The sequence below is a fragment of the Pseudarthrobacter sp. NPDC058119 genome, assembly GCF_042884655.1.
In the GTDB taxonomy this organism is placed as follows: Bacteria; Actinomycetota; Actinomycetes; order Actinomycetales; family Micrococcaceae; genus Arthrobacter.
This window is the reverse complement of record NZ_JBHVTN010000009.1, coordinates 106,967-129,432: the sequence shown is the minus strand read 5'-3', so window position 1 is coordinate 129,432 and position 22,466 is coordinate 106,967. Positions and strand designations below refer to the sequence as shown.

The following is a 22,466-nucleotide window of genomic DNA, read 5'->3' as shown; positions in this document are numbered from 1 at the left end:
TTGGTCTTTGAGCAGGCAAAGCGCCCCTCTTTTGGATGTTGCGGCACGGCGTGAATGTCTCAGTCTTTTCCGGCTTTTCCGTAACGGTCTTTGACGGCCAGGACGGATACCAACGTGACCACGCCGCAAAGCACCAGGTACCCGGCAACAAGCCACGGCGCCCCGTGAAGGGCCGCAACAAGGGCCGTCGCGATAAAGGGTGTTGGACCGGCTACGGCCATAGCGTTGAGTTCCCTCGTGATGGCGATGCCGCTGAAGCGGTATTCAGTCGGGAAAAGGTTGGCGAGGAACGCACCCTGACCACCGGCGCCGCACCCGAAGACGATGATCGAGCAGGCACCCATCGCGGCGCAGATGACGAGCATGTTTCCGGTGTTGAGTGCGGCAAACAGGGGGAAGGCCAGAACGGCGAGGGCCGCGCCGCTGAATGCGTACATCTTCCGCGCCCCGATCCGGTCGGCAATGTTCCCCATGATTGGTGCACTGAGGCAGGCGCAAAGGGATGCTGTCGCCATCGCCGCCAGACTTTCCGTTTTGGTCATTCCCACCTGGGTGGTCAGGTAGGTGACAGAGAAGGCAGTGAGCACGTAGAAATTGCCGTTATGCGTACTACCTGACAGAGCACCAAAAATGACCTCGCGTGGGTGGGTCCGGAGCAGCTGGACGAGCGGCACCTTGTGCTTGCTGGCTTCTTCGAGCGACTTCTCTTTGGCCTGGACAAATTCCGGGGTTTCCTCAAGCCGGTGCCTGATGTAGAGCGCGACCACGAAGAGAACACCCGACGCCAGGAATGGGATGCGCCAGCCCCAGCCCAGCATGTCAGCCTCAGGAAGCGAAGACACAGCCAGGAAGGCAAGAAGGGCAATGAAAACACCGCCAGCTGCTATGCCGTTAGGTATCGAGGTCACGAAGGACCGGCGGCTCTTTGGCGCATACTCAGCGACCATGGTCATTGCCCCGGCAAGCTCAGCACCGGCGCCTGCGCCCTGAAGCATACGAAGCACAACAAGGAGAATCGGCGCCCAGATCCCGATCTGGCCAAAAGTCGGAAGCAGCCCCATCAGGACTGTTGCGGCGCCCATCAGAACGATCGTGGCGATCAGGACAGGCTTCCGGCCGTACCTATCGCCGAAGTGGGCCATCACCAGCCCACCCAGGGGGCGAATAAAGAAGCCGACCGCAAAGGTAGCGAAAGCAGCGAGTACACCGGCGGAGCCGCTGAGTTCAGAAAAAAAGAGAGGACCGATAATGAGGGCGGAAGCTGCGCCATATAGCCCGTAGTCATACCACTCAATGAGGGTACCGACCGTTCCGGCCGCCAAAGCACGGCGGGCCATAGGATTCAGCTTTTCACGCTTCGTTAGCGAACGGTTCTCAAGAAGGTTGTGGTTGTCAAGCGAGACAGTCATTGTCACCCGTTGATCACTAGAAGGACAGTCGTCGACACCTCAGCGGACTGCTAGTGGCTGGTAGTCCGGGTTGTCGACCTTTTCTTTTATATCGGACCACTTTGTCCGATATAGTGAACAGCATGTGATCCCAATCTCAACTTGTCAAGCCCGAGACTCACTTGTCGCGGCGAGGTGCGGCCCCGGCGAGAGCGCCTACTTTCACGTAATCAGCGGTGGGGCCTACTTGAGAGGGGCTCCGATGTGAAAAAAAAATGAAACCCGATTCCGGCAACGAAGGACATCACTGTCCCCGTTGACCCCCTGAACGCCTGATCGTCGCGCCCGACCGGAGTGACATCGTCTCGTGCTCCCATGCGGGGCACCTGCAACTGCGCAAACGGGAAGAGCCAGACAGGCTTTCAGCAGGTTACACCGGCCCTTCTGCAGGCTCTGCCCCGCTTGTCCAGAACGCCGATAATGGAGATTCCGTCAACCTGGGGGAGTGCTCGGAACCGCCGTTCAGCTAGAGGCGAGGCTGTGTAAGGGCATTTGGCAGTCTCCCTTCGCGACTCCGGATGGCACTTTCCCGGTCACAACTGCTTCCTCGCTTCGTATGCCAAGAGTGCACCCGGGGCCGCTGGTCATCTCGTTCCCGTAGGCTCCGCTGGATCACTCGGTGCGCGCCGAGAACGTTCCAGCTTCAAAGATGCCAACGCAAAAGCTCGGCGTGAGTCGGGCGTCGCGCGAACTGTCCTCGACATAGGGAGCGTTCCCTGAAATTCGTCTAGTTCTTCCGAGAGAGAGCTGATGGCGAAATCCAGCCCGACTAAGTCCTCAACGGCTTCCAAGTCCAAGGCGTCCAAGGTCCATGTTGGTTCGGGCGTTCCTAGTGGCGCCTGTGCCCCGACGAGCCGGGCGATTATATCGAGTACGGGCCACGAATTGTCTCGGACTAGTTCTGCCATCCAACCGCCAACTCCGGATGGCTCAAGCCTTCGCCATTCCCAGATGAGAGCCCAGATGTAATCCGGAACTTCCAGCGGGTTCGTCTGCCGGTACCCGTCTAAAGTCTCTGCAATGAGTTGGATAAATCGCTTGCGTGCCGAAGCGAAGGAATCAGCTTGCGGCTGACTGGCAGTAACGTTTCGTGCCGCAGCGTCGATCCAGTGAGCAGCTAAGGATAGGCCCTCCTCTACATGGCCCGCCGCATCGATTGCCTTTACCGCCGAGCTACTATCCAACTGAATAAACAAGCGTTGCGTAGTCCAGCGGACATGGTGCCTCGGCGTGACGAAGGCCAATTCATCTTCCAGTTCGTGGTAGCGGGGCAGAAACCACTCGAGAAGCGGTAGCAAGTCCTCTGCACGAGAATTAGACAAGTTCTCCAGCTTGTCTACGATCATGGACGTCTTCGTGGGAAACTCCGTTTCAACACGGCTCCTTTCCGACCCGTCCTGGCGGGAAATGATCTGGTGAAAGGCGAGTTCAACCACCGTGTCGGCGATGTCCTCAGGCGGAACACCAAATGCGAAATATCGATCGAAGTAGTCCGGATGGGAGATCCTGCCCGGAGATGGGGAGTGAGATCTACTTCTTGATTCCACTTCTTTCCATGCATCCTCAAATCTGGGAAAGAGCTGGCTCAGCACATCAGCAACACCTGATAAATTTGCCTCAGTTACCCGTGCCTCCTCTAAACGGTCATGCCATACCTTCTTTTTCTCCTTGGGGTCTTCTTTTCCAAGAATAGACTGGACGCTCCATGCCGAGTTGGTGCCAAGGAGCTCTGCCCTTCGGGTGACCAGGAGCTCATATACCAGCGGCTCTGCGGTACGTAGCCAGGTCACAAGAAGGAAGTCGACAACATCAACTTCGGTCCTCACTGGCTGGAAGAAAGCCTCAACCTGACTAAAGTAACGTTTGATGGACCGTGGCGTGTTAAGCCGTGCACGTATGTGTGCGTGGTATGCACGGCTGAACCGAGAGCTATCCTCGGGACCCAAGCTGATGCTAAATCTATTCGCGAAGCGGTTAAGCGCATTATCGACCCAGGTCGACACTTGGTGTTCACGCAATGGCGGAAGGTCGAGCCGAATTTGGACGATTTTTTCGAGATAGTCAACCGCTCTACGGGGATCTTCCTTGCCGACAAGACCGGTCCTGCTCAGAGCGTCGAGAAGAGTGTCCTCGTCATAGGACACTAGGTAGTACAGGTGTGGCAAACGGCCGGTTAAGCGGATGAGTTTGAATACGAGTAAAAGTTCTTCCGGTGCTAGCCGGTCCAGATCATCGACTATAACTAAAACAGGTTGGCCTGTTTCGCGAAGGGCTGCTTCGGCTTCGTGACGAGCAGCAGCCAAGCTTTGGTCGCCTCCGACCAGGTCTGCGATGGCCTCCACCACCGGAGCAGCGTCCACGCCGACGATCGAGCCTAAAGAACCCAGCGGAGCCACTCGGCGGCCAATCTTTGACAGCGCGTCTCTGGCACGTGACCAGGCCGTCCCAGGTGGCAGTTCAGATTGGAGCTCGGTGAAGAAGCCTGCTTGCAGAGACGCGAGGTCTTGATAGTTCCACGGATTGAAGTCCACCGTGCGCCAAGTTACGTCGCCATTTGCTGTTGGAAGCCTATTGCGAATCATGTTTAAAACACTGGACTTGCCCGCCCCCCATGGGCCAATGAGTGCAACTACGGACGATTCGCTTTGTTCTCGGAGGCGGTCCAGCATCGAGACGGAGGCATCGGCGAAACCCTGCCGATCAAGCAAATCCAAAGCCGGATTTTCCGGGCTTATAGGATCATCGCTGAGCCAAGCATCTGTTTCCGGCAGAGTCCTTGTCATGGGGTAATGCTCACATGAAGCTACGTGCCCGGTGGAGAGGACACGGGGGCCATGGAGGAAGTCCTGCGGGTTTCTTGTCGGGGGTTTTCCACTTACCCAACAGAGTTTGCATTATGGTCAACTATCGAGTATATTTATTGACTCCGCTAGCTGAGCCTGCTAGTAGGTGCCGTTCAATTCGGCACTCTATTGGGGATGGCTGTAGCGATCCTGGTTCTGGCGCTTTTACGTCTGCTAAGTGAAAGAAAAATCCACTTCAAACGTCGAGGCAACAGGAAAGGAACGAAATGACCGGAAAGAACAATAACGGCAACACAAGCCAGAGAACTTTCGTGCAGTACCTATGCGAAACAATTTGGGCGATTGGCGCCGGAGCCTTGGTGGCCTACTGGCTTCCTGAACTAGCGGCAAAAGACAGGGTCTGAGAACGAAGTTTCTCAGACCCTTCTTTTATAAGTGCCACAACCCACGATACGGACGGTGAAGAACCGTGATTTGAACCCCCGCGACCGCTGGATCACGCGGAACCGCCCGTAATCGAAACAAGCTCTGTGACAGTCCTCCGTGCACGTTTCCAAGACCCGACTAGGTCGAGCGGGTAATTGACTGCCGTTATAACGACAACCCCGGCAGGGAAAGGCTCATTCCTCCAGCTTTGCGTGCCGGAGGTACTGGTAGACCGTTTCACGGCTAATCCCATAGTCGCGGGCAAGGAGGGTTTTGGGAACACCCGTGCCTGCGCGCTGGACGAGTTCGGCGGCGCGTTCTGGTGCGAGGGTCTTTTTCCGTCCTTTGTAGGCGCCGCGTTGCTTGGCCAGGGCGATACCTTCGCGCTGGCGTTCTCTGATGAGGGAGCGTTCGAATTCGGCGAAGGCTCCCATGACAGAGAGCATGAGGTTGGCCATGGGGGAGTCCTCGCCAGTGAAGACCAGACTCTCTTTGATGAACTCCACCCGCACACCTTTGCGTGTTAGTCCTTGGACAAGAGCACGCAAGTCGTCGAGGTTGCGGGCGAGCCGGTCCATGCTGTGCACAACGACAGTGTCCCCGTCGCGGGCAAACCGCAGCAGTTCAGTGAGCTGCGGCCGCTCGGTGTCCCGGCCCGAGGCCTTGTCCGTGAAGACCCGGTCCAAAACCTGGCCCTCGAGTTGGCGCTTCTCGTTCTGGTCGAGCGTGCTCACACGGACGTAACCGATTCGCTGTCCAGCCACCTGGGCCTCCCACCCTCATCCTGTCAGGTTGAGTTCTAGGCTCTTCTAAGCAGAAAGTCAACACAGCGGGTAGTGCCATCAGATGCGGAACTTCTTGGAAACTGGGCAGGGGGTGTTTCCTGCCGGGGGACATGTCAGTCCCACGTGCGAGACTTGCACTCACTGGTTAAACTTAAGCGGGGGTACAAATGAGGCTTGTTTCTGTCCACATCAAGCGGTTCAAGAGCGTAGATGATTCTGGGAAATTCGACTTAGAACCCGATGTAACAGCGTTGGTCGGGAAAAACGAGTCCGGAAAGACGGCCGCTCTGCAAGCCCTCTATCGAGTCAACCCGGTCGCGTCCGGTTACTCCCGCAAGTTTGACGCGCTCCGGGACTATCCCCGAGGGGATTACAACGAAGACGAGGCCGATGGAAACATCGCCGGACTGTCACCTGTTACGGCTATTTTTAAACTGGATGATGGTGACAAGGAAGCCATCGCTGAACAATTTGGGCCTAAGACGCTAAGAACTGATGTGATCTCGGTCAGTCGGCGCTATAACGACGACACGCTATTTATGGGTGTAGAAATCGATGAACTGGCCATGGCTAAGCACCTGGTCACGGCCGCGGGTGTCGATGAAAAAAAGTACGCTGCGGGAACGTCAGTAAAAGTCATAATTGATCGGCTCCAAGGCGAAGCGGAGGCTGCTGCGGTCATTGAACTTGGTGAAAAGTTGGCCTCAATGGACTTCAGTGCGGTAGTCCGAAAGTTCATTCGGCCGCGGATCCCCAAGTTTGTCTACTTCGACGAATGGGGGACGATCGGCGACGACATCCCTATTAACCGCCTCTTAGACGATGAGGCCGACCTAACTCCATCCGAGCGGACGGCGCTGTCACTGCTCAGGGTCGCGAAAGCAGACGCCGGGCGATTCACAGAGGAAAACTACACGATGCGGAAGGCCTCGATGGAAGGCGCCGCAAACAGCCTTACTCGAAAACTTTTCAAGTACTGGAGCCAGAACCAGGACCTTCGCATCACTCTAGACGTCGACATGCGCAAGACCGAGATTGACCCGATTGTGAGCAACCAGGGACGAAGCATCCCGCAATATGACTTTGACCCCTACTTGAAGATAGGGGTATTCAACAATCGCCACCAGGTCACTCTGGATATCGGCCAACGCTCCCGAGGGTTTCTCTGGTTCTTCTCTTTTCTCGCCGCCTTCAGCGAGTACGCAAGAGACAAGACACCCAAAATAATTCTGCTCGACGAGCCGGGACTAAGCCTTCATGCAACGGCACAGGCTGACCTTCTTCGGTACATTGAAGAAGAACTCGCCCCTCACCACCAGGTGATCTACACGACGCACTCACCGTTCATGATCGATGCCTCACACATCGAACGATGCCGAACCGTGGAAGACCGGCAATACGAGGGCACAAAGATAACTGCCGACGTCCTGCGCGCCGGACAAGAAACAATGTTTCCTCTTCTCGCGGCAATCGGTGTTGATCTGGCACAGACACTCCTCATAGGTCCACACCAACTGCTGGTCGAGGGACCGAGCGATCTGCTGTACCTAGCCGTCATGTCAGAAGCGGTGAAGACGCGGACAGATAATCCTTTGGCCGGGCTGGACCCCCGATGGAGCGTTGTCCCTGCCGGCGGCATCGAAAAGATGCCTGCCTTTATCAGTCTCTTCACCGGCAGCAACCTCAACATTGCGGCCATGATTGACGTCGCGGCTAAGGGCAACCAGCGAATCGACGACATCATCAGCAAGGGACTCATCGAGCATTCGGCCATTATTCGCCTGACCGAGTTCACCAACACCCGAGAAGCAGACATAGAGGATCTTTTTGATCGCGCTTGGTACTTGAACCTTCTGGATGAGTCCGGGATCGGCACTTTCACTGCCGATAGCCTGAACCCTGGCCGCATCATGCCGCAGGTCGAGAAACTATTGGGCAGTAGATTCGATCACTACCATCCTGCCAGCGTCCTCAGCCGCAACCCAACTTTCGTCGACAAACTTACAGAGGAAGACATAGCGCGTTTTTCGAGACTATTCACTCGCCTCAACAATATGCTGCCACCTGAATAGGCAGTCCAATGCGGCAGAAGGATCCGGTCGGATACTTCTGATGATCGGATCCTTCCGTGGGCCCTTCTGACAGGGCAAGACCAAAGCCGCCGCGCCCCGAACAGGTGGTAGAGAGTCGCGATCTTGATTGCCCTGAAACAGTTGTCGCGGTCGTGGTCTGCGGCGCAAGGTATTGTCCACAGAGGCTGCCGAAGCCTTCGGAGAGCCCCTTTCAGCCGCAGCCTTACAGATATCACTCGCCGACGGCACGCAGCTTCACAGCGAATCCTCAGGTTCACCGGCGCATAATGAACCGAAGCTCCGGTCAACCCGCTATTTGACTGGAGCTTCGCCAATTGCAGCGCCAGGGCATGGTTGAAACCGCATTAGGAAACGCGGTTGATGCAGTCCTTTCGGCGCCGTTCGGGGGTGGCTGAATATTCGCTCTTTTGGGGTCCATCCGTCGCGTGTTTGGGGGCCGGTAGGCTGCGCGCTCAGTCGCGGTCCTTGGTGCCGGTAGTGGCGTTCTTGGGGGCCACCCCGTTTTAGGCTCCTTCCGTCGTGTGTATAGGGCGCACGGCGGAAGGAGTAATCAGTAATGGTACGGAAGATCAGGGCGAAGCTGGTGTTGCAGTTGCGCGCCGAGGGCTTGTCAGGTCGAGCGATCGCTGCATCGCAAGGAATGTCCCGCAAGAGCATCACGGCGGTACTGGAGGCTGCCGACGCGGCCGGCGTGGTGTGGGATGACATCGCCAACAGTTCAGAAGGCGAGGTTTACGCCCGGCTGTTTCCCGGGCGTGGTGAGCATCAGAGCGTGTTCGCGCAGCCGGACTGGGACCAGGTCCACCGGGAGATGGCCCGGGTCGGTGTAACGCTGAAGCTGCTGCATGGCGAGTACGCCGATTCATGCGCCGCTGCCGGTGAGCCGGTGATGGGTTATGACCGGTTCTGCAGGACTTATCAGCGGCATGTGCTGGTCACGGGGGTGGCGTCCCGGGTCGGGCACAAGGCGGCGCAGACGGTGGAGGTCGACTGGTCGGGCCCGACGATGCAGCTGGCCGATCCGGTCACGGGCAAGCCCAGGACCGTTTACTTGTTCGTGGCGTGTCTACCTTTCAGCCGGTATGCGTTCGTCGAACCAGCTCTGGACATGAAGCAGGACACCTGGTTGCGGGCCCACGTGGCGATGTTCGAAGCCTTCACCGGATCGGTGCCACGGATCGTGCCGGACAACCTGAAGACCGGCGTCATCAAGCATCCCCGCGAAGGCGAAGTCGTCCTCAATGACGCTTACCGCGAGATGGCGGCACACTATTCCGCAGCCGTGCTGCCCGGACGGGTCAGGGCGCCCAAGGACAAGGCCAGCGTGGAAAACACAGTCGCCCACGTGGCTACCTGGGTCATCGCCGGGCTGCGCCAACAGCAATTCACCTCGTTGCCGGAGCTCAGGGCCGCCATCATCGACCGGGTAGCTGCGTATAACGCGGAGCCATTCCAGAAGCGGCCAGGGTCCAGGGCCAGCGTGTTCGCAGCCGAGGAGCAGCCGCTCCTGACAGGGTTGCCGGCGGCGGCTTACGAGATCAGCAGGTGGGTTTACGGGCGCCGGGTGGGTCGGAATGGGCACGTAGTCTGGGAGAGGAACTACTACTCCGTGCCCTTTGCCCACATCGGCACCACCGTGGACCTGAGGATCACCGACCGGGTGCTCCAGGCCTACCGGGGCAGCGAACGGTTGACCAGCCACTTGCTGCTGCCCGAGGGCGCGGCCAACGAGTACCGCACCAACGATGCTGACCTGCCCGCCGGCGAGAAGTACAGGCAATGGGACCCGGACCGGGCACGGGAATGGGCCGGACGGATCGGCCCGGCAGCTGTGACCGTGGTCAACCGGATCTTCGAGTCCGTCCCGGTCGCCGAACAGGGCCTTGACGCGGCACTGGCCGTCTTGCGCCTCTCCCGGCGCTACTCAGCCGAACGCCTCGAAGCGGCCTGCCGGCTTGCGTTGGCAGGCCATGTGAGATCCCCACGGTATGCGCACCTGCAGCCGATCCTGGCAACAGAGCAAGACAAGGCCGCGGGGTTCAGGCCACCCCGGGATGAACCGGCCGAACACGGCGGCTACGTTCGAGGCGCCGAGTACTACGCAGGTGGTGCCAAGTGAGCGGGATCGATACGGAAACCAAACGCAAGCTCCGTGAGATGGGAGCCGTCCCGATGCTCGAAGCACTCGAGGCCCAGGACGAGACGCTCGTGCTCGGCATGGCCTTCGAGGAACGGCTCCGCCTGATCGTCGACGAAGCCCACTCCGGCTTCAACCACGCCAAGGTCGAGGGACTCATCCGGCGGGCCGGGCTCCGCTACCCGGGCGCGGACCTGCGCCGGCTCGACCTCATCGACGAACGCGGCCTGGACCGGAACCTGATCGCCCAACTCGGCACCTGCTCGTTCATCGAACGGCAGCAGAACGTCGTGTTTCAAGGATTTACCGGGTCCGGGAAGTCCTACCTCGGGTGCGCTCTGGCCAAGCAGGCCTGCCAGCACCGGATCCGGGCCCACTACGTTCGCATGCCCGACCTCGAGGAAGCCTGGGCGCTGGCGAAGGACAAGCCTTTGGGGGCCACGAAGTTCCTGAAGAAGTACGCGTCCTTCACCCTTCTGGTGATCGACGAATGGCTTCTCGACCACCCCGACGAGGGTATGCGAAGCATGCTGCTGGAGCTACTCGAGCGCCGATACGACATAGCCTCGACGGTGTTCTGCACCCAGTACGCCAAGAAGGACTGGCACCAGCGGCTCGGCTCAGGGGTCCACGCCGATGCGATCATGGACCGCATCGTGCACAACACGATTTGGGTCGATACCGGCAACCACAACATGCGTGAACACGCCACAATGACACAGTGAGAACGCCGGTGGAGGCCGGTGGCCCCCATAGCCACGGTCACTGGCCCCCACCGGCAATATCAATGGCCTCGACAGGCAATATCGTCTGGCCTCCAAGCCTTCAAATACTCAGTGGCGCAGGAAGCCTTCCGGGAACCCCTGCCAGCCGCAGCTTTACATAACCTATATTATCGGCGCTCGAGTGGGACGAGTAGAAGTAGATGAGAGAACACGTCTCATCCTGCTTTCGCAGTGTTTTCGCAGGTCCACTGGCTGTTGGGAGGCATGGATGCCAGGTACCCGTCGGGAGCAACTGCGCGTGGTGGTGCGGCCTAGCGGCGTAATCTCTCATTAGATGAGAGATTTTTGCGTACAGTTTGGTTAGTGAGCATTGAACCTGGGCGGATTCCGGCCTTTTTGACCAACGTGAATGTCGGGCTGCTGCGTGCCGAGGATCGTGTCTTTGAGGCGATGTTGGATGGCTGGCGTGCGCAGATGCTGGCGCGTGGCCTGTCGACGTCGTATATCAAGAGTTCGTGCGGGACGGTCCAGAGGTTCCAGGAGCATGCCAACGAGTATCCGTGGACGTGGTCGGCGCATCATGTGGATGAGTTCATGGCGGACCGGCGCAGTTCCGAGAAAGGTTTGGCGATATCAACCCTGAGGGCCAATTCCGGGGCTATTAGGGCGTTTTGCTCCTACCTGACGGATGGACGTTACGGCTGGGCGACCTTCTGCGAACGGGTCTTTGCGGACATTCCGGTGCAGGTCGTGTTCGAGTGGAACTCGCCCCGGCACACGACGGACGATGCCATGCCGGCCCGCCGCCGGGCGTTCACCAAGGCTGAGCTGCAGACGTTCTTCGACGCCGCGGACGACCTGGTCGACACCGAGTTCGCCAAAGGTTCCAAGCGCTTGCTTCCAGCCTTGAGGGACTCGACAGCCTTCAAGGTCGCCTACGCCTACGGACTGCGGCGGCGTGAACTGGCGATGCTCGAGTATGTCGACTTCGGCCCTAACCCGCACGTTGAGTCTTTCGGCCGGTTTGGGGCGCTGCAGGTGCGGTGGGCGAAGGGAACTAAGGGCTCAGGCCCCCGCCGCCGTACGGTGCTCACCGTCCCGGAATTCGATTGGGTGGTCGGGCTCCTTGAGTATTGGCTCTCCCCTGTCGGCCGGAAACGTTTCCCCACCGCTGACCGGTCCGCCAGCCTGTGGCCCTCTGAGCGCTCGGGTTCCACTGCCTTCCGCAACTTCGACCGCTCTTTCCAGCGGGTGCGGAAAATCGCCGGACTCCCGGAGGAACTGACCCTGCACACGTTGAGGCACTCGTACGTGACGCATCTGATCGAGGCCGGTTACGACCCGCTGTTTATCCAGCAGCAGGTCGGGCACAGCTACTCCTCCACCACAGCCCTCTATACTTCCGTGTCGGCGGACTTCAAACAGAAGACCATCCAGAAAATGATCGCCCAGCGGCTGCGCAAGGGCGACGGCGAGGGGAACACCCATGGCTGAACAGCGACGGATCGGCTACCGCTGGAACCTCCGGCAGCTGATGGCCCAACGAAACCTCTGGAAGACCACCGAGCTGCTCCCTCTCCTAAAGGCCCGGGGCATCAACCTCTCCAACGCCCAGGTCCACCGCCTGGTCACTGGAACACCCGAGCGCATTCCTGCCCAGACCTTCGCCGCCCTCTGCGACATCCTCGAGTGCACGCCCAACGACCTGTTTGAACCCTTCGTGCAGATGCGCGCGGCCAAGACCGCGAACGCCCCGAAGCGGCCAGAAGATCTGGGCATCACTCCCGGGGCGCCGATTGCCCGCCGGATCCGGGTTCTGCCACCGGACGAAGATGACTAGGCCCCGTAAAGCCGGCGATCCTCAGAAGTGGCCTGAAGCCTGCGCCCGCTGCGCTGAACACCACAAAATCGCGGTCCGTTGGCCCGACGGCGGAATCTGCGGCTACTGCTACCAGCAAGCCAAACGAACCCGCGGCACCTGCGCCTGCGACCACCAAGGTGTCCTGCCCGGCTGCGTCGACACCCTGCCGGCCTGCCGGAAATGCTCCGGCGTCCGCCTCAACGTCGACTGCATCGGATGCGGCAAAGAAGACGAACTCCATTCCGGCAACCGCTGCTGGTCATGCATCCTTGCTCTGACCGTTGACCGGATCCTCAACCCGTCGGAGAACCAGCCGTCCTCCCCCGAATTCCAGGCAATCGCGACCGCTCTGAAATCCATGAAACGCGCCAACAGCGGCCTGACCTGGATCCAGCAGCCACACGTCACCGAGTTCCTCCAACAACTCGCCACCGAGCCGGTGATCACCCACGCCCGCCTTGACGAACTTCCGGCATCGCGCACCCGCGAATACGTCCGCGGACTGCTGGTCGAACACAATGCACTGCCGCGACGCGATGAACTCAGCGCAAGGTTCAGCGACTGGGCTGAGCAGGCCCTCGACCGGATCACCAGCCCGAGCCACCGCGACATCACCCGCCGATACATCCGCTGGCACCACCAGCGCCGCATGAACCAAATGGACGAAGTCACCCGAGGAACGTTCCTGCGCGCCAAACAAGCAGTCACCGTCGCCATCGACCTGCAGAACTGGCTCAGCGAACAAGGCATCGAACTTGCCGAAGTGAGCCAGGCGCACCTGGACCGATGGCAGGCAGAAGGCCCCACGACACGAGGCATCGCATCACGATTCCTCGACTGGGCAATCAGGACCAACCTCATCGATCCCTCCCTGAAACTGCAGCCCCACCGCCGAGGCACCAGCCCCCGGCTCGACGCCGCCGCCCAGACCGAACTCGTCACCAACCTCAGCCACACGGCCGACATGAACCCGAGAGACCGCGCAGCAGCCATCCTCATCCTGGTCTTCGGCCAGCACGTCTCCGACATCGTCCAACTAACCTGGGACGACGTCATCGTGACAGAGGAACTCGTCACCATCACCCTTGGAACCGTCGAAATCGCACTGACGTCGCCCCTTGATGAGCCCTGGCGCGAACTCGCAGCCAAGCCAACCCATCACCAGACAGCAGCGCACCCCAACAGCAACTGGGTATTCCGGGGCGGCTCACCGGGCCAGCACATCCAAGCCTCAACCCTCACTCAACGGTTGAGCACGGCGTTCAGTAGTCGCGCGGCCAGGCTCGGTACCCTCCACGAACTCACCAAACTCGCCCCCGTGGCAATCATCGCCGAAGCCCTCGGCTACTCCCCGGCCACAATCGATCGCCACGCCATCGACTCGTCAGCCAACTATGCGCAATACGTCTCTGCTTTGGAATCAGCCATCTCGAGGTAGAAAGCACCGGGACACGCAGAGTTGGTGACGAGAGTGAGGACGAAACTCAGACTGGCCCGTACAGGATGGGGCCACTATGCTGAACTCGCGCTGAGAGTCTCCTTATCGAGGAACAGCAAGGTGATCCAGAGAGGTCGACATGGCGGACGAACGAGGCTTTCGAAAGCTGATTCTTCTCTGTATTACTGGCTTAGTCGCTGGCCTTGTCGTCACCTTTATTCTTCGGGCGATCTTCCCAGAAGCAGAGATTTTATACATCGCAGCTGGAGCGGCGGTCACCGCAGCGATTGCGGTACCGCCGCTGGCTAGATATTTCCAAAAGTGGATGTGAAGAGCGGAAGCTACACGCACAGCCCTCCACAGATTTTGATGGTTGCATCGGAAGGATGCCCGTCACCCCGCGACTAATGGCCGCCTGTCAAGCACAATCTCGCCGACTGGTCCCACATCAACACGTCCCGCTGCCAGTCAGAGCACCGGAGTAGAAGTGGCTGCCAGAACGCTAATGTCCGTTCTCATTCCAGATGTCAGTTTTCGCATTGAACGTGTCAGTGTGCGGATCCTTGGACAATTCCCACTTGAGTTGTCAGCGTTCCCCATACGGCTCACTTGGCTGATGCCCCCGGCGTCCCGGTCGCCCGAGAGTCGGCTAATGATCTGAATTTGCGGTCTGGTCCTTGCGGCACACCTAGGACATATCCCCCCAGTCAAAGATGCGAGGGTGATCGGGATCGGTGCACGGCGCGCCTCACCACCCAATCGGGAGCCGCGAATCTCCCACGTTCAAAGTTTCTCTTGACACCGGCTTCCTCCCCTCCTACATTTATTGCAACCGATCTCAGCAACCGATCTCACTGCTAATCGTATAAATGCAACCGATCTCAAAGGAGAGACTCGATGATTCAGTGGCTTCTCCCACCCATCGGCGGCCCTCGCTTAGTAGGCGTCGAGTGAGCACGGCATGCTCCCGCACCAGCAACCCAGTTCACAGGAGAAATTCATGATCAAAAAGCGATGGGGCCTGGCGCTCTTCACAGCCGTCGTAGCCAGCCTTGCCCTCAGCGGCTGCGCCCCTTCAACTCCGCAGTCTGAGGGCCCGGTTACGCTTAACTACTGGGACTTCCTCGATCCCAGCCAGAACAACCCGCGCTCAAAGGCCCTAAAGGAAAACGTTGCCAATTTCGAGGCGGCAAACCCTAACATCAAGATCAATCTTTCCGTCGTGTCACTAGGCGATATGTTGAACAGGCTGCCTCAAGCCGCGGCAGCAGGCCAGGCCCCCGATGTCTTCAAGATGTACACTCCCGTCGTTCCTCAGATGGCCGCTGCCGGCGTCTACTCACCGCTTCCTGATGCTGCCTCCAAGGTGACTGACTGGCTGCGTCCAACCGACGCTCTTGCCGGTCCTGACGGCAAGCAGGTGGCCGTGCCCTATGAGTACCGGACCTGTGCCCTCTACTACAACCAAAAGATTCTTTCTCAAATCGGCGCGACCGTTCCTACCACCTACGACCAGGTAGTCGACGTTGCACGAAAAGCGGCCGCCGCTGGATTCACCGGCTTCGGAACGGGCTTCTCGGACAGTGACAATTCAGCCATCATCGGCACCTTCTTCGACTGCTTCATGACACAGGTTGGCCAAGAGCTGTGGAACAAGGATGGGCAGGCAGATTTCGCGACATCAAAGGGAGAGGACTTTGGCAACTTCCTTACCAAGCTCAGGGACGCAAAAGCCCTTGGCAGCAACGTCGTTTCGGATACTTACGGCACCGTAGCTGACGGAATGGCAAGCGGCACGGTCGCGATGGCGGTCATGGGCACGGAACGAGCCGTCTCCTATGCCTCACAGAATCCGGACCTTAAGTGGACCGCGTTGCCGAAAGCAAACACCGGCGACACGACAGGCACCACCATTGGATGGACCTTGGGCATAGGCAATGGCAGCAAACACGCTGAGGCGGCCTGGAAGTTTATCGAGTACATGACCGGGCCTGAAGCCGGCGCGAAAATGGCCACCGGAGGCGAGGTACCCACGCGTGCCGGCACCTACCAGCAGCCGTTCTTCTCCTCGCCCGAGTCCAAAACTGTGAATGACATCGCCACTTACGTCAAGAGCAATAGCAAGCCACGCACATACTCCAGCAACTGGACTTCCCTCGCCAGAGGGCTTTCCCAGAGCGGGCAGAAACTGATCCTCAACGGCTCGTCGGGGAGCGATTTTATCCGTTCCGCGCAGGATGCTGCCAACAAAAAGTAGCAGCCCGATAGCAGGGGAGCCTGAGACATCAGGCTCCCCTCGGAAGGGACAGATAATGTCAACAAAAAGCCCCACCCGCAGCACACACAGGACCGGAGCTGCGCCCTCAGCCACCCAGACTTTCCGCCGGGTCCGAAGGGACCGCATGGTCTGGCTCTACGTCGTCCCAGTCAGCACCATCTTCCTCTTTGTTTTTGTAGGGCCGCTCATCTACACAGCATGGACCGCCCTCCACGAGACGACTTACTACCAGATCGGTAAATTCTCGGGTCTCAACTCCTTTGTCCGGCTATTCGCGGACGCCGACCTGCCCAGCAGCATCCGGACAACCCTGGTGTTCTCGCTGGGGGCCTTGGTTATCGCGCTGCCGGCGGGGCTTTTGTCTGCGATCGTGCTCAACAACCTTCACCGCTTCAAACGCTCCGTCCGAAGCCTCTTCCTACTGCCCTGGCTGATGTCACAAGCCACAGCAGGAACAATCTGGCTGTGGTTCCTCAACCCCAACTACGGTCCAGCATCAGCCATTACCAAATCCCTCGGATTCGGTCCCACTGATGTGTTCTCGTCCCCGACCAGCGCCCTTGTTGCCGTAACCCTCATGACGGCCTGGTGGTCCTATCCGCAGGCAATGCTCCTCTTCCTGGGCGCCCTCCAAACGATTCCAGAAGAGCTCCGCGAAAGCCTCAAGGTCGATGGCGGCGGCATCTGGCACGCATTCGTGAACATCACCCTCCCCTACCTGCGCAACACCATCGTCTCCGTCGTAGTCGTTCTTCTCATGCTCTACGTACAAATGGTCACCATCATCCTGGTCACCACAAGAGGAGGCCCGATCGGCTCCACGGAGACGCTGTCCATGCGGGTCTACAACCAAATGTTCGACAAGTTCGACCTCTCCGGAGCCTCAGCCACGGCCATCCTGCTTTTTGCAGTCAACATCGTCCTGACACTTGTCGCCATTCGCTTCCGACGGAAGGAAAGCCTGTGAGCACCACCGCCCCGCGCCGACAGCGACCCGTCACCGCCGTCATCAAGGCCGTTCCGGCCTGGGCGTACATCATCCTCTCAGCGGCGGTCGTGCTGCCGCCCGTTGCGTGGATCGTATCCACATCGCTGAAAACCGCCTCGGAGACCCTAGAGTTCCCGCCAAGGTGGATCCCGGAACCCTTCTCATCCGAGGGCTACATTGGTCTGCTGACGTCGACCAACATCCGCTTCTTCGTCAACTCGCTCATCTATGCCGGCGGCTCCATCGTGCTTGCCCTGGCCATCTGTATCCCGGCCGCTTATGTTGCCACGAGGTACCGGAGCCGGCGCATGGAAACCCTGATGACCGGGATACTGGTGCTGTCCATGGTCCCGGCGATCGTGGTCTTCATCGCGCTGTATTCCATGTTCGTCAAGACCGCCCTGATCAACACCTACCCCATGATGATCATCGTCTACACGGCCATTATCTGTGGACAGACCATCCTGTTCCTGCGCAACTTCATCGAGAACATCCCCGTTGAAATCGAGGAAGCGGCGGCAATTGATGGCTGCTCCCGGATACAGATCCTATGGCGCATCATCCTCCCGCTCATCCGTCCCGGCATCGCTGCCGTAGCCATCTTCATCTTCGTATTCGTGTGGAACGACTTCCTTGTCGGCACCGTCCTCGCCACGACGGAAGACATGAAGACCGTGCAGAACGGCATCGTGCGATACATAACCACTGGGTTCGGTAGCTTCTGGGGACTCTTTGCCGCATTCATCGTCGTTGCCTTCATCCCCGTGCTCTCCATCTTCCTGGCTTTCCAGCGCTGGTTCGTAGCCGGCATGACATCCGGTGGCGTCAAGGGCTAGCCGCCACAACAGTTCAGCCACCAGCAACAAGGGCCCCGTGACCGTATTTGACTGACGCTCACGGGGCCCACATGCGCTCAAGAGCTGCACGTGCCATGAGAGGACATCCCGTTCGCCAAGTGCGTTCTCGGACCTGACACCTACAGAAAGGCTTTCCTCCGTCCGTCCTTGTCCGAATGAACTGCCGACGTGCCGATGGCTCATCCAAGACTTGTGGCCAAAGACAGTGGTGCCATGAACGTTGCCAGCGAAGTGCCTGGTGGAGACCATATCCGATGCGCCGGTGCTGGAAGCCCGGAGCCAACCCGGCAGACAAATGGTTGCGGCGCTCCCCCCACTTCTGAACCAGCGGCCGAATGCCGGATCTGCCAGGGACGTGGTTTCCGGTCTGCTCTCCCGCGTTAGGGGCGCCAGCCTCAGCCGCCAGTCCGTTCAGGGCAGAGCTGACGATTCTCGATTCTGCGGGAGCCGGCCGTGTCTCGTCGCTTTGGCTGGCGGCCGCTGTTGCAGAGCGACGATCATGGCGGATTCTGGCTGTCATTGGAGACCTTCGCCGGACAGGCAAGCTCTCGAGCGTGAGACCTGGTCCGGCTACTGCCGGGGAAACAAGCTTTGAGGGCACTGATGCTCCACGCCGGCGTCGTACGCAGGTTAAATGCAGCGTGGGCGGGCAGGATGCCCACCCACACTCCATCCAGAAGACTTAGACCAAAATGCGTTCTACCGGAATTTTGGCCGGACGCGCCCTGTATCTTGTCCCGAAACGATAAGGACTGACTAGGCACGACCTTCAGCGAGTGGCCTATGAGTCCTCGCCCGGCCGCCAGTCTGGCGGCTGAATCAGCTCCACACGGTTTCCGTCAGGATCGAGGAGGTAAACCAGCCACCCTCCCGCGATGGGGCCTGAGGTTGGGGCAATGGGTTCGGATACCGCGCTGTAACCAAGCGCTGTCATTCTTGCGTAAACCTGTCGCACATCGATATCCGTAAAGGCCACGTGAGCCGTCCCAGGCTGCGCCTCAGAGGGATCGACGACTGGCAGTAGCGGCTCTGCGTGGGCGAGTTCCAGCCGAAAGGACCCGTCACTGGTAGCTAGAAGTATGGCTCTGACCTTGACGTTGGGACGGCCGTAAAGATCTCCGACGTATGGCCCCGAGGTCCAGGCATCCAAACGTGTCAGTCCAAGGCCATCCACGTAGAATCGCTCGCTGCGGTCCATATCGGTAACGTGCAGCGCGGTGTGATGATGTTGCATTGGGTTTCTCCTTAGTAGAGCAAGCTCTCCCCCAGTTGCTGAATTGCTTCTCAGGAGGGGGTAGCCCTGAAGCCTTGATGGTGGGTCGCTGCGACATTAGGCACAGCGGCACGAAAAGACCTGGCGGGTTTTTTAGGTTCCGATTCCCAGATGCGCTCCGCCTGCCACGTCGAGAGACACTCCCGTGATGTAGCGGTTGTCGGGGTCAGAAAGGAACAGGATGGCCCGGGCAATTTCATCGGGCTCAGCGAACCGGCGCATCGGCAGTTGCGCTGCCCTCTTCGCCCGGTTGGCTGCTGCGTCGGGTCCGGAGTCCCTCGCAAATTGTGCCCACATGGGGGTGTTGACCGGCCCTGGTGCGATCGCGTTCACTGAAATGCCGTTGGGTCCAAGCAGTTCGGCGAAGGACCACATGATGTGGAGGACCGCAAGCTTGCTCGCGTTGTAGGGCAGGTAATTGAGGCGCGCTTCTTTGGCCGCAACCGAGGACAGGACCACGATGGCGCCGGCTGTGCCGGTCTCAAGCATCGATTTGGCGGTCTCCCGGACCAGCGTGAAGGTACCGGTGGCATTGATCCTCAGGATGGAGTCGAACTCTTCGGACGTTGTTTCCATGATGTCCGGGGTGGGGCCAAGCACTCCTGCTGCATGCACGAGGACGTCGATCCCACCGTGTTTGGCTTGGATGTCCTGTATGACCGTTGCGCATTGTTGTTCCGAGGTGATGTCGAGGGAGTAAAACGACTCCACAGACTGGTCCTCTTTTGGGGACCGGTCGGCGCCGACGACGATGGCTCCCGCGGCTATGAATGCCGTGACTGCAGCGTCACCGATCCCTCCACTTGACCCCGTTACCAAGACCACCTGTTCTTTGAGGCTCATCTGCTCGCTCCGCTCTGCGCGAAGCCTGACTGCAGTGCTCCTGTGGTCGGAGCGTGAGGTGCATGCTTCATGTTCGTTTTCCTTAGTTGAAGTTGCTCGGCCGGTGTAGGCAGTTCAGGTTTCATCGGTGCTAAGGGGTTTGGCACCTTCCGGGCTTCAAAGACCGCGCCTTTCGGATTCCATCGGCGATTTGCGTTGCGCGGAGCGCCTGGGCGAAAGTGACCGCGGGCATTCCACCCGCGCAGAATCTCAGGGCCGCTTCTGCCTGACGCAAGAAGAGGTCGGATGGTTCAAAATCTTGCTCGTGTTGGCCACCGTCGCGGTCCCATAAGCGAAGGGAATCGTTGGACCACAACATCCGGCCGTCAGTGGCCAGAACATCGATGGTGAGGCTCCAATCTCCCTGATTGAGCCCTTGGGGTTCCTGCCAGGGAGACCAATAGCTCTGCAAGCTGAACACCGGTCCACGGGGAAAATCGAGAATGGACAGAACGTGTTCCGGTACTGCAGACCCGTAAAGGCTGCTGCTCGCGCTGGCGGCCAGGACGTCCGGATCACCCTCGAACCACGAAGAGACCAGTTCTATGGCGTGGATCCCGTTTACCACGGCAACGCCGCCCTCTTTCGGATCAGAACGCCATGAGTCAATGTTGTCCTTATGGGCGACCGAACGAACATTTACAGCGATCACGTCGTTGTCTCGTACCCACTGTGAGAGGATTTCGACGGCGGGATGCTGGTGGAGTGTGTACCCAACCATGAGCCGTTCGTTTACTCCCGAAGCGGTAGCCAAGACGGCCGCACCTTCGGCGTCCGCCGCAACCGGCTTTTCCGTCAGCACCCGAATTCCCCTGTTCAGCAGATCAGCGCAGATGGCGGGTTGCAAAGTAGTGGGCAGCGCCACGACGGCCAGGTCCAGGTCATCGGAAGGGAGCTCCTGAACGGTGGCACCACCTGGGCTCCCAGTTCCGGGGCCAACAGGGCGGCCCGCTCGTCTTTCTCCACAAGATGGGTGACACTGGCACCCGCCTTGGCGAATGCTCTGGCATGCCGAGATCCTGCCCATCCGGCCGCGCCGACCACTGCCACCCGCAGGGGCCGTGCCGACCGCGTCACGATGCTGGCCCCACGACAATTAGGGCAACGGTGCAAGGGGTGTGCATGAAGTCTCTCCTTCGAGTTAATTTCAAGAAATCGATGGGATTGGTTACGGACATTCGTGGCGCAGTACTCCATGTCTTCATGTGCCGTTATGGACCTTGTCCTTTCAGTGCCCGCCGCGGGACCGGCGTGTGATTTTCAAGCATCCGTGCCTTGTTGACCATGATGGCCCCCGTCACCAGCACCAAGAGCCAGGCACCGAGCATGGCGAACGAGGGCAGCCAGCCCTCCCCTGGACGGTGCAGGAGCCCGAACATGAATGGTCCGGTGCTTGCCAGGGCGTAGCCAGTTCCCTGGGCAAAGGCGGACAAGCTCCCGGAGCCGGATTGCGTTCGAGTTCGCTTATTGATCATGGCGAACGCAAAGGAATAGGCACCTTGGCCCAGCCCCGCAATGATGACCCAGACCGCTGCGGTAGCTGGTGGAGCGAAGATGATGCCTCCGTAACCTATGGCGAAGGCGGCGACAAATAGGACGGCCACAGGCAGCGGGCGGGACATTCTTTGAACCACCACGGGCACAATCAGAGCGAATGGTAAGGCCAGGATTGAATAGACCGCCAGCATGGATCCAGCAGTTTCCTGTCTCATTCCTCTATCGACGAGGACAGCCGGGAGCCAAGTGAGCGCCGCGAAAGTATTGCTGGAAAATCCGGCGAATATCAAAGCCATGCCCCATCCGATTGATGATTTCCAAGGCCTGACAGCGTTCGCCCGGGACGGCAGTCCATCCTTGGTTGGAGGGGTTCCGGCGCGCCCAACCGCTCGTTTGACGCCAAGAAGGCTCAGCCATGGGATCGTTGCCACCGCGCTGAGGGCAGCCCAGATACCAATGGAGAATCGCCAGCCATAAAGAGTGCCCAGAGGAATGGCCAATTGGGCGGCCACAGCCGTGCTGACCCCCAGGAGAGTGACATGGAGCGCTCCGACCATCCCGATCCTGTCGGGAAAATATTTCATCAGGAGAGGCGGCGCGACGACATTGCCCAGACCAATCCCGAGCATGGCGACACACGTGAAGACCAAGAATGTCAGGACGCCCCCCACTGCGCGGCCGAGCTGCCCCAATGTTGTTAGCAGGAGGGCAACCAGCAGGAGGTGTTCCAAGCGCATGCGGCGCAGGAGCGGCAGCGCAAGGAAGCCCATCACTGCGAAGCTGGCGGTCGGCAGCATCCCGAGGATCCCTGTGGTCAGGGCGTCGAAGGGAAGGTCCGCGCCTATTTGACGTAAAAGCGGGGATGCCGCCGAGACGGCTTCCCTGGCGCTGAAGGCAACCAGCAGGATGCCAACAAGCGCGGTGAAACGCCCCCGAAGCGGCGGCTTCCCCGCTCCCCTGGCTTTTGGCGCACT

The 22,466-nt window shown here is 59.4% G+C and carries 17 protein-coding genes; 10 read left to right on the top strand and 7 right to left on the bottom strand.

The window, feature by feature from the left end:
• Positions 1 to 59: 59 nt before the first annotated feature.
• From ACFVTD_RS18390 to ACFVTD_RS18380, 3 genes are all read right to left on the bottom strand, one after another.
• Complete coding sequence (locus ACFVTD_RS18390) at positions 60 to 1,409, bottom strand: MFS transporter (RefSeq protein ID WP_387565696.1); 1,350 nt, start codon at positions 1,407 to 1,409, stop codon at positions 60 to 62.
• Between the two features lie 623 nt (positions 1,410 to 2,032).
• Positions 2,033 to 4,231, bottom strand: a complete 2,199-nt coding sequence (locus tag ACFVTD_RS18385) for a P-loop NTPase fold protein (protein ID WP_387565693.1) — start codon at positions 4,229 to 4,231, stop codon at positions 2,033 to 2,035.
• A 641-nt stretch (positions 4,232 to 4,872) separates the two neighbouring features.
• Positions 4,873 to 5,442 (bottom strand): recombinase family protein, encoded by a 570-nt coding sequence (locus ACFVTD_RS18380; protein ID WP_387565690.1) that lies wholly within the window; start codon positions 5,440 to 5,442, stop codon positions 4,873 to 4,875.
• 188 nt (positions 5,443 to 5,630) lie between these two features.
• Here ACFVTD_RS18380 and ACFVTD_RS18375 point away from each other — a divergent pair, with 188 nt between their 5' ends.
• The 10 genes from ACFVTD_RS18375 (at position 5,631) to ACFVTD_RS18330 (ending at position 17,819) form a co-directional block, all read left to right on the top strand.
• The gene (locus tag ACFVTD_RS18375) at positions 5,631 to 7,535 is read left to right on the top strand and encodes an ATP-dependent endonuclease (RefSeq protein WP_387565688.1); all 1,905 of its coding nucleotides are present in this window, start codon (positions 5,631 to 5,633) and stop codon (positions 7,533 to 7,535) included.
• Between the two features lie 577 nt (positions 7,536 to 8,112).
• Positions 8,113 to 9,675: an IS21 family transposase gene (gene istA, locus ACFVTD_RS18370; protein ID WP_387565685.1), complete on the top strand. Its 1,563-nt coding sequence runs from the start codon at positions 8,113 to 8,115 to the stop codon at positions 9,673 to 9,675.
• A complete protein-coding gene (locus ACFVTD_RS18365; RefSeq protein ID WP_387565683.1) occupies positions 9,672 to 10,418 on the top strand; it encodes an ATP-binding protein in 747 nt (248 codons plus the stop codon). The genes istA and ACFVTD_RS18365 overlap by 4 nt, the downstream gene beginning before the upstream one ends.
• 363 nt (positions 10,419 to 10,781) lie before the next feature.
• A complete protein-coding gene (locus tag ACFVTD_RS18360; protein WP_387565681.1) occupies positions 10,782 to 11,912 on the top strand; it encodes a tyrosine-type recombinase/integrase in 1,131 nt (376 codons plus the stop codon).
• The gene (locus tag ACFVTD_RS18355; protein WP_201433288.1) at positions 11,905 to 12,258 is read left to right on the top strand and encodes a helix-turn-helix transcriptional regulator; all 354 of its coding nucleotides are present in this window, start codon (positions 11,905 to 11,907) and stop codon (positions 12,256 to 12,258) included. The genes ACFVTD_RS18360 and ACFVTD_RS18355 overlap by 8 nt, the downstream gene beginning before the upstream one ends.
• The gene (locus ACFVTD_RS18350; protein ID WP_387565677.1) at positions 12,251 to 13,717 is read left to right on the top strand and encodes a Fis family transcriptional regulator; all 1,467 of its coding nucleotides are present in this window, start codon (positions 12,251 to 12,253) and stop codon (positions 13,715 to 13,717) included. Before ACFVTD_RS18355 ends, ACFVTD_RS18350 begins: the two co-directional genes overlap by 8 nt.
• Before the next feature lie 139 nt (positions 13,718 to 13,856).
• Positions 13,857 to 14,048: a hypothetical protein gene (locus ACFVTD_RS18345; RefSeq protein WP_387565675.1), complete on the top strand. Its 192-nt coding sequence runs from the start codon at positions 13,857 to 13,859 to the stop codon at positions 14,046 to 14,048.
• Between the two features lie 669 nt (positions 14,049 to 14,717).
• Positions 14,718 to 15,974, top strand: a complete 1,257-nt coding sequence (locus ACFVTD_RS18340) for an ABC transporter substrate-binding protein (RefSeq protein WP_387565672.1) — start codon at positions 14,718 to 14,720, stop codon at positions 15,972 to 15,974.
• A 145-nt stretch (positions 15,975 to 16,119) separates the two neighbouring features.
• A complete protein-coding gene (locus ACFVTD_RS18335; RefSeq protein ID WP_387565669.1) occupies positions 16,120 to 16,962 on the top strand; it encodes a carbohydrate ABC transporter permease in 843 nt (280 codons plus the stop codon).
• Positions 16,959 to 17,819, top strand: a complete 861-nt coding sequence (locus ACFVTD_RS18330) for a carbohydrate ABC transporter permease (RefSeq protein ID WP_387565667.1) — start codon at positions 16,959 to 16,961, stop codon at positions 17,817 to 17,819. Before ACFVTD_RS18335 ends, ACFVTD_RS18330 begins: the two co-directional genes overlap by 4 nt.
• 802 nt (positions 17,820 to 18,621) lie before the next feature.
• Here ACFVTD_RS18330 and ACFVTD_RS18325 read toward each other — a convergent pair.
• The 4 genes from ACFVTD_RS18325 to ACFVTD_RS18310 all read right to left on the bottom strand — a co-directional run bounded on the left by ACFVTD_RS18325 (position 18,622) and on the right by ACFVTD_RS18310 (position 22,394).
• The gene (locus tag ACFVTD_RS18325; RefSeq protein WP_387565664.1) at positions 18,622 to 19,074 is read right to left on the bottom strand and encodes a VOC family protein; all 453 of its coding nucleotides are present in this window, start codon (positions 19,072 to 19,074) and stop codon (positions 18,622 to 18,624) included.
• 132 nt (positions 19,075 to 19,206) lie between these two features.
• Positions 19,207 to 19,956 carry an SDR family NAD(P)-dependent oxidoreductase gene (locus ACFVTD_RS18320; RefSeq protein WP_387565661.1) on the bottom strand — a complete coding sequence of 250 codons (750 nt, stop codon included), beginning with the start codon at positions 19,954 to 19,956 and terminating at the stop codon, positions 19,207 to 19,209.
• A gap of 130 nt (positions 19,957 to 20,086) precedes the next feature.
• The gene (locus ACFVTD_RS18315) at positions 20,087 to 20,860 is read right to left on the bottom strand and encodes a Gfo/Idh/MocA family protein (protein ID WP_387565658.1); all 774 of its coding nucleotides are present in this window, start codon (positions 20,858 to 20,860) and stop codon (positions 20,087 to 20,089) included.
• A 346-nt stretch (positions 20,861 to 21,206) separates the two neighbouring features.
• Positions 21,207 to 22,394, bottom strand: a complete 1,188-nt coding sequence (locus ACFVTD_RS18310) for an MFS transporter (protein ID WP_387565870.1) — start codon at positions 22,392 to 22,394, stop codon at positions 21,207 to 21,209.
• Positions 22,395 to 22,466 lie beyond the last annotated feature (72 nt).